6 protein-coding genes are annotated in these 7797 nt (G+C 28.3%); 5 read left to right on the plus strand and 1 reads right to left on the minus strand.

What is annotated here, in order from left to right; all coding sequences use genetic code 11:
- The first annotated feature begins 105 nt into the window (after positions 1–105).
- Both Q0V15_RS10280 and Q0V15_RS10285 read left to right on the plus strand, forming a co-directional pair.
- Complete coding sequence (locus Q0V15_RS10280) at positions 106–861, plus strand: metallophosphoesterase (protein ID WP_297438677.1); 756 nt, start codon at positions 106–108, stop codon at positions 859–861.
- Between the two features lie 21 nt (positions 862–882).
- Entirely contained in the window at positions 883–1374 is a 492-nt protein-coding gene (locus tag Q0V15_RS10285) for a GNAT family N-acetyltransferase (RefSeq protein WP_297438678.1), read from the plus strand.
- Positions 1375–1431: 57 nt separating this feature from the next.
- On the opposite strand, the gene Q0V15_RS10290 is transcribed toward Q0V15_RS10285, so the two are convergent.
- Positions 1432–3435, minus strand: coding sequence for a sigma 54-interacting transcriptional regulator (locus tag Q0V15_RS10290; protein WP_297438680.1), 2004 nt, complete (start codon positions 3433–3435; stop codon positions 1432–1434).
- Positions 3436–3853: 418 nt separating this feature from the next.
- Here Q0V15_RS10290 and ptsP point away from each other — a divergent pair, with 418 nt between their 5' ends.
- The 3 genes from ptsP to Q0V15_RS10305 form a co-directional block, all read left to right on the plus strand.
- A complete protein-coding gene (ptsP, locus tag Q0V15_RS10295; protein WP_297438682.1) occupies positions 3854–5473 on the plus strand; it encodes a phosphoenolpyruvate--protein phosphotransferase in 1620 nt (539 codons plus the stop codon).
- A 144-nt stretch (positions 5474–5617) separates the two neighbouring features.
- Positions 5618–6385 carry a YdcF family protein gene (locus tag Q0V15_RS10300; RefSeq protein WP_297438683.1) on the plus strand — a complete coding sequence of 256 codons (768 nt, stop codon included), beginning with the start codon at positions 5618–5620 and terminating at the stop codon, positions 6383–6385.
- A gap of 145 nt (positions 6386–6530) precedes the next feature.
- Positions 6531–7797 (plus strand): hypothetical protein (locus Q0V15_RS10305; protein ID WP_297438685.1); only part of this gene is annotated, 1267 nt, incomplete at its 3' end.

Below are 7797 nucleotides of genomic sequence, written 5' to 3' on the forward strand. Positions count from 1 at the left end.
TATATTATTAAATAAATATTAAGTTTGTATATGAATATTTAATTTGCAATATTATGGCTTTTAATTTAGGATTTAAGGTAAGAAAGAATTCAAAGGAGCAAAGTTATGGACTATGTTGTTAGTGATATTCATGGTAATTTTAATGCGCTCAAAAGACTTCTAAAGCATGTTAAATTTACTGAAAAAGATACTTTAATAATAAATGGAGATATTCTAGATCGAGGAAGTCAAATTCTAGATGTTATAAAATTTGTATTTTTAGTTCCAAATGTAGAATTAATAATGGGAAATCATGAATTAATGTTCATTAATGCATATGAAACAGGACTGCTAACAAAGTTTTTTGATGATAGTTACAACTATGAAAGTGAAATTATTGATTTATGGCTATTAAATGGTGGAATGGAAACTATTAAAGTTCTTGTTAAATACAGTATAGAAGATGGTGAAAATAAATTTGAAAAATTATATAATTTTTTAAAAGAGAGACCATATTATATAGCTAGAGGAGAAAATATAATAACTCATGCAGGACCAAGCAATGAACTTAAATCATTTAGAAAAAATGAAATAATTGAAAATTTATGTAGTTTAGAAAAGTCAGACCTTGTTTGGGATAGATATTTCAATCTCAATGCAATCAGATTTGATTTTTGTAAGCTAGATAATTTAGACTGTAATATAATTATAGGTCATACAACAATTAAAAACTTTAATGTAAGTCCTATAAGAGTTATAGGGGAAAATTATATAGCTAACATAAACTATACATTTGGAGACCATATGGCTATTTTAAATTTAGATAAAAAGGTTCTTTATTGTATAGGTAATAATTTAGAAATAATTGAAAAAACTATTTAATCAGTTTTAAGGGGGACAATTATGGAAAATTTAATTATCAGGGATGTTAAGCTAGAGGATGCAAAGGCACTTAGTAAAATAAGAAAAATGAATGGTGTTATAGAAAATATAATGGCATCTCCTATGGAATCAGCTAATATGATGAAGTGTAGAATTGGTTCTAGAACTGAAAATGAATTTTGGTTTGTTGCAGAGTTTGAAGAAAAAGTTGTGGGAATGATTGCTTTAAATAAGTATCCACACCATAAAAAATATCATAGTGGTACATTTACTATAATGATAAACCCAGATTATCATAAAATGGGGATAGGTAAAAGACTTATGGAAGAGGTTATAAAACTTTCAGATAATGAGCTTAAACTTAAAAGAGTGGAACTAACTGTTTTTGAAAGTAATGATAATGCAATAAAACTTTATGAAAAGTTTGGATTTATAAAAGAGGGCAAGAAAAAATGTTCAGTTATAACTGAAACTGGATTTGAACATGAAGTTTTGATGGCTAGAATTATATAAAACTATAAATAATGAGCTATATAAGTTAGAGGAAGTCTAACTTATATAGCTCTATTTTTATTTATCAGTATTGATTCCATATTTTTTGCACTTAAGTGAGATAGTTCTATGAGTAAGCCCAAGTGCCTTTCCAGTTTTATTAAAAGATTTATATTTATTTATAGCGGCAGTAATAATTCTTTTTTCATATTCTTCAAATGGAAGGATATTATCACTATCAAGTTTTAAAATATCAGATGACTTATCAAAAGAGCCAAGTATATAACTTGGGAAGTCAGAAGATTTTATTGTAAGTCCATCACATAAGTTCATAGCCCTTTCAATAATATTTTCAAGTTCTCGAATATTACCAGGGAAATTGTAAGACTCTAAAATATGCAAAGCATTCAAATCAATAGATTTAATATTTACACTAAGCTTTTTATTTATTTTTTCTATAAAATGCTCTACAAGAATAGGAATATCTTCCTTTCTATTCTTAAGTGTAGGAAGCATTACAGATAAGACGTTTAATCTATAAAATAAGTCTTCTCTAAATGTATTTTCAGCCATCATATCTTCAAGATGTCTATTAGTTGCAGCAATAATTCTAACATCAACTTTTTTTGGAGCAATTGAACCAAGTCTTTCAATTTCCATTTCTTGAAGAACTCTTAAAAGTTTAACTTGCATAGACATAGGCATATCTCCAATCTCATCAAGGAAGATAGTTCCGCCATCAGCAATTTCAAATTTACCAGGCTTTGCTTTAACAGCACCTGTAAATGCTCCTTTTTCATATCCGAAAAGTTCACTTTCTAAAAGATTTTCAGGAATAGCAGCACAGTTAACTCTTACAAAAGGCATATTTTTTCTTTTGCTTTCGTTGTGAATAAACTTAGCAATAAGTTCTTTCCCAGTTCCACTTTCACCTCGAACTAAAACAGTTGATGTACTTTTAGATGCCTTTTCAGAGATATACATTATATCTTTAAGGCTAGAAGTAGCACCAATTATATCATTAGATGCAGAAGAATGAACATGCTTTATAAATTCTTCTTTATAAAAATTAAGTTCTTCCTCAGATTTTTCAAGTTTATCAATAAGCCCTTTAAGTTCATTTATAGGTTTAGATGTAGATATAATTCCTTTGAAAACACCATCAATAAAGATAGGGTCAATTTTACTAATTATATCAACACCATTTTTAGAGTGTATTATATTTTTTATAGCTTCTTTAGTTTTAAAACATTTAGCTCTATGTCCATTTGGGGATAAAGTGAAGATGTCCTTCCCAATTATATTAGTATTTTCTTTAAGTAAAACTTTAGTATAAGCAGGATTCACATAATTTATTTTTCCATACTCATCTACAAAACAAATAAGCTCGCTAGAGTTTTCAAGGATTTTAGTGAATCTTTCATTTATCTCTTTAAGACCTACCATATCAGATATATCCTGTATAACAGAGATAGCACCAATAAGCTCTCCATGTGAAAAGAGAGGAGAACGATTTACTATGGTAGTATTTTTATTTAAGTACAGAATTTTACCCATTTCTTTTTCTTTTGAAGTTAAAGTATCAGTAAGTTCTGAATTAGGGATAAGTTTTTTTATTGGCTTTCCAAGTGTTTCATATAAATTTTTCTTTAAAAGATTAAGGGCATAAGAATTTATTTTAGTTATATTTTCATGGATATCAATAGCGATTATTCCAATAGGAAGTTCATCAAGCACCTGTTCATGTGCAATATTTGACTCATCAATAAATTCATCTATTTTTGGTAGCAACTTTGTTTCAGAGTTAATGCAGTTATCAATATAGTCGATAAGCGATTGTATGGCTACCTTAGCTATAAGTCCTTTCTCAGAACAACCAAAGCTTATAATTTCACCTGTGGTAATTTTAAGTGCAAGTATTCCAAGCATACTAACACCAAGCCAATCGGTATAATTTTCTTTCTTTATATATATGTTTAATTTATATTTTGATTTAACTTCTGCGGTTTTACTAACAATCATAGCAGCAAATCTAGTATGGATACCGGTTGAAGCTGTAATTTTAATATTTTGATGATACATAATAAAGCCCACCTTTCTTAAAAGTTGATAAAAAATATCAATAAATATATTATATGATAAAAAATATCAAATTAATATGTAAATCTTGATACTTTTTATCAAGGTGATATAATTAGTATATAGTATAAGGATTAATGAAGAAAAATCATATACAGTAAAAGTAAAATATATATAATAAATAACAAAAGTAAACATATAATATACAGTTGCATTTAAAATGCCAAATAAAAATAAAAAGAAATTGTGAATAATATAAACAATAATTTAACTGACATACAGTTGGCACAGAAGTTGCTTATTAATAGTATATAGAATAAATATGTAAAGTAAGTTTATAGTTTTATTCAAACTATAGAATATATAAAAATAGAAATTAATAAAAATAAAAAATAGGTTATGTTTTAAGGAGGAAGTTGAAATGATGAAGGGTATAGCAGCATCAAAAGGATATGCAATCGGAACAGTTTTAATTCAAAAGCATGAGGAAATAATTATATCAGATGAAAAAATTACTGATATAGTAGCAGAAAAAGCAAAGCTTACAAAAGCTTTAGAGGCTTCAAAAGAGCAGTTAACAGAAATAAAAGCTAAAGCAGCAGAGTCAATGGGTGAGGAAGAAGCAGAAGTATTCGAGGCTCATATAACATTACTTGATGATCCAGAATTTGCTGGAGCAATGGATATGGCTATTGAAAATGAACAATTAAATGCTATGAAAGCAGTTGAAAATACAAAAAATACATTTGTTACAATATTTGAGTCAATGGACAATGCTTACATGAGAGAAAGAGCAGCTGATCTTAAAGACGTTTCAAATAGAATTATTGCAAATATCGCAGGAGTTGCAGTAAATCCATTTGAAAATGCACCAAATAATACAGTAGTAGTAGCTCATGATTTAACACCATCAGATACAGCTCAATTAGATAGAAGTAAAGTTGTTGGATTCCTTACAAATATAGGTGGAAGAACATCTCACTCAGCTATTATGGCTAGAACACTTGAGATACCAGCTATAGTTGGACTTAGAACAATTACTGATACTCTTAAAAATGGAGATAAAGTAATTCTTGATGGAATAGAAGGAATTGCAATATTAAATCCTTCAGAAGAGCTTATAGCAGAATATACAGCTAAAAAAGAAGCTTTTGAAGCTGAATTAGAAGCATTAAAAAGATTAATAGATGTTAAAACTATAACTAAATCAGGAACAAGAGTAGAAGTTTGTGGAAACATTGGTAAGCCTGAAGATGTAGATCAAGTTATGGCTAATGGTGGAGATGGAGTTGGTTTATTTAGAACTGAGTTCTTATATATGGATAGAGAAAGTGCTCCAACAGAGGACGAGCAGTTTGAATCATATAAATATGTTTTAGAAAAAACTGCTGGTAAGCAAGTAGTTATCAGAACACTTGATATTGGTGGAGATAAAACACTTCCTTACTTACCATTACCAGAAGAAATGAACCCATTCTTAGGATATAGAGCTATCAGATTATGTCTTGATAGAAAAGAAATATTCAAGGTTCAATTAAGAGCTTTACTTAGAGCTTCAATATACGGTAAGCTTGCAGTAATGTTCCCAATGATTTCAGGAATACAAGAATTTGAACAAGCAAGAGAAGTTGCAGAAGAATGTAGAGCAGAATTAGTAGCTGAAGGAATTGAAGTATCAGATAGTATCCAATGGGGTATTATGGTAGAAATTCCAGCAGCAGCAGTTATGGCTGATGAACTTGCTAAGCATGTTGATTTCTTCTCAATCGGAACAAATGATTTAATTCAATATACACTTGCAGCAGATAGAATGAGTGAAAAAGTTTCATACCTTTACAACCCAATGCACCCTGCAGTTCTTAGATTAATCAAAATGACAATTGATGGAGCTCATAAACATGGTAAATGGGTAGGAATGTGTGGAGAAATGGCTGGAGATGAAATAGCTATCCCAACATTAGTTGAGTATGGTTTAGATGAATTCTCAATGAGTGCATCATCAATATTAACAGCTAAAAAAGTAATAATGGAACAAGAGTAATTTAGATATATTAGACATCCAGAAATGGATGTCTTTTTTTATTTCAAAATTATTTGAAAAAGACAAAATACGACAAAGAAAAAATAATTATTATGTTAATATTAAGGGTAAATTGATAAAATTTATAGAGGGGACAGGGTATAGATGATAAGTAAAAAAAGTTTGATTAGTGGAGTATTAGTTTTAGCATATTATGTATTTATAATTTGTACAACTGGAGTAAATATAATTAATTTATGTATTTTATTACTTGGAGTAATTTTAGTATCAATATATTTTTTGGATTTAAGGTATGAAAGAAGACGGAATATAGATATATATACAAAATGGAGGAAAAAGGTGGTAGGACTTATTGTTTTAGCTATTAGTTTGGTTAGTATAGCTAGTGTTACTATGCTTATATTTGGGATGAATAAAGATTATGACAAAACTGATGTTGTTATGGTACTTGGTGCTGGGCTTGAGGGAGATAAGGTTTCACAGATGCTAAAAACTAGACTTGATGGTGCTATTGAGTATGTAAATAAGAATAAAGATTATGATTTCATTATAGTTTCTGGTGGGCAAGGGCATGATGAACTTATTTCAGAAGCAGAGGCTATGAGGCGATATTTAGTTGATAAAGGGATTGATAATAATAAAATTATTTTAGAAGATGAATCAACATCAACATTTGAAAATTTTAAGTTTTCAAAAGAAATAATAGAGGATAAAAAAGGTTCGGATATAGAAGAGCTGGATATAAAAGTTTTTACTAATGGATTCCATACAATGCGAAGTTATTTTTTAGGTAAAAGACTTAAATATGGTAGTCTTAGTACATTTGGAACTAAAACTCCTTATACTCTTGCACCATATTATTATTTTAGAGAAATTTTTGCTTTTGCAAAGTCGATTGTGTTTGATAAATAGTTTTTTTTAGAGATGATGCAATGTTATCTCTTTTTTTGTGTTAATTTAAAACAAATAGTTAAATTTTGCAAAAAAATAAAAAAGTATAAAGAAACTTGGTATAATAGTTATAATGGAAAAATTTTGAAGTTTTAGGGGTGGGAAGATGAAAGAATCTAGAAAGTTCTATAATAGAGGGGTTAAGAATTTTCATAAAGGGAACCTTGAAAAAGCTATAGCAAATCTTGATATTGCAATTTCATATGATATGAAAAATTCGGCTGCATTAAATCTTAGGGGAATGATTTATTATTTAAAAGGGCAAGGACAAAAAGCTATAACTAGTTGGAAAATAAATATTGATTTTAATTCTGATGAGATAGCAAGAGGGTATATTGATGCATATGTAAATGAGGATGGAATTAACGAATACAGATATAAGCAAGCATTAGAAATGATAGAAAAGATAGAAATAAAATCAGCTATAGAATCATTAGAAGCAGCATCAGGAAGTGATTATAACATAATAAATGTTAGAAATGCACTTGCATACTGTTATATAAAGAAAAGGAATTTTGACCTTGCTAAAAATCAAATAGAATTAGTTTTAGATAAAGACAGAAATAACGCAGTTGCAAAAGGTAATTTAGAAACAATTAAAAAAGAAACTGGAAGTTTAAATTTCAATAAGCAGAAAATAATGATAGTTATGTCTGTTGTTGTAGTTCTTATTGGTGGAGTAAGTCTTATGAAAAATAGTGAGCTAGGGAATAAAAATCTAGCAACTATCCCTAAAGAAGATGTTCAAGATGAAGTAGTAGATGAAACTGAAGATAAGAAAGTTGATAAAATAGATAAAGAGAGCAAAGAGGATGAATTAGCAGAGGATAAAGATACAGAAAGTGATAATATAGTAGTTGGAAGTGTTAAGGAACTAAAAAATGCTATATCTAATTCAGATTTTAAATGGATAGATAAAAATTTAGTAGGAATTGAAAAAGAAGATTTATCTAAAGAAGATGGAAAAGTTTTAAAGGAAGCTAAGATATTTATGAGTACTAAAGGAATAGATGAAATGTATTCAAAAGGTAAAACAAGTATTAAAGCTAAAGCTTTTGAAAGTGGGAAAGAAACACTCCTTATGGCAAAAAAATATTCAAAAGAAAGTTATTTAGATCAGCATATAACTTATATGCTTGCGGGAGCTTTTGAAGGATTAGAAGATAATAAAAATGCAAATTTATATTATGAGGAATATATAAGTTCAGAGTATAAAGGCGAAGATAAAACTTATACTGAAGAAGTTTTATATAAACTTGCTATTTTGAATAAAGAAAATGATAAAGCTAAGAGTAAAAAATATGCAAGTAAGCTTGCTAATAACTTTAGTGATTCTATGTATAATAATGATAAAATTAAGGATATTCTTAAAA

The sequence above is a fragment of the uncultured Clostridium sp. genome, from assembly GCF_947036855.1.
Taxonomy (GTDB): Bacteria; Bacillota; Clostridia; order Clostridiales; family Clostridiaceae; genus Sarcina.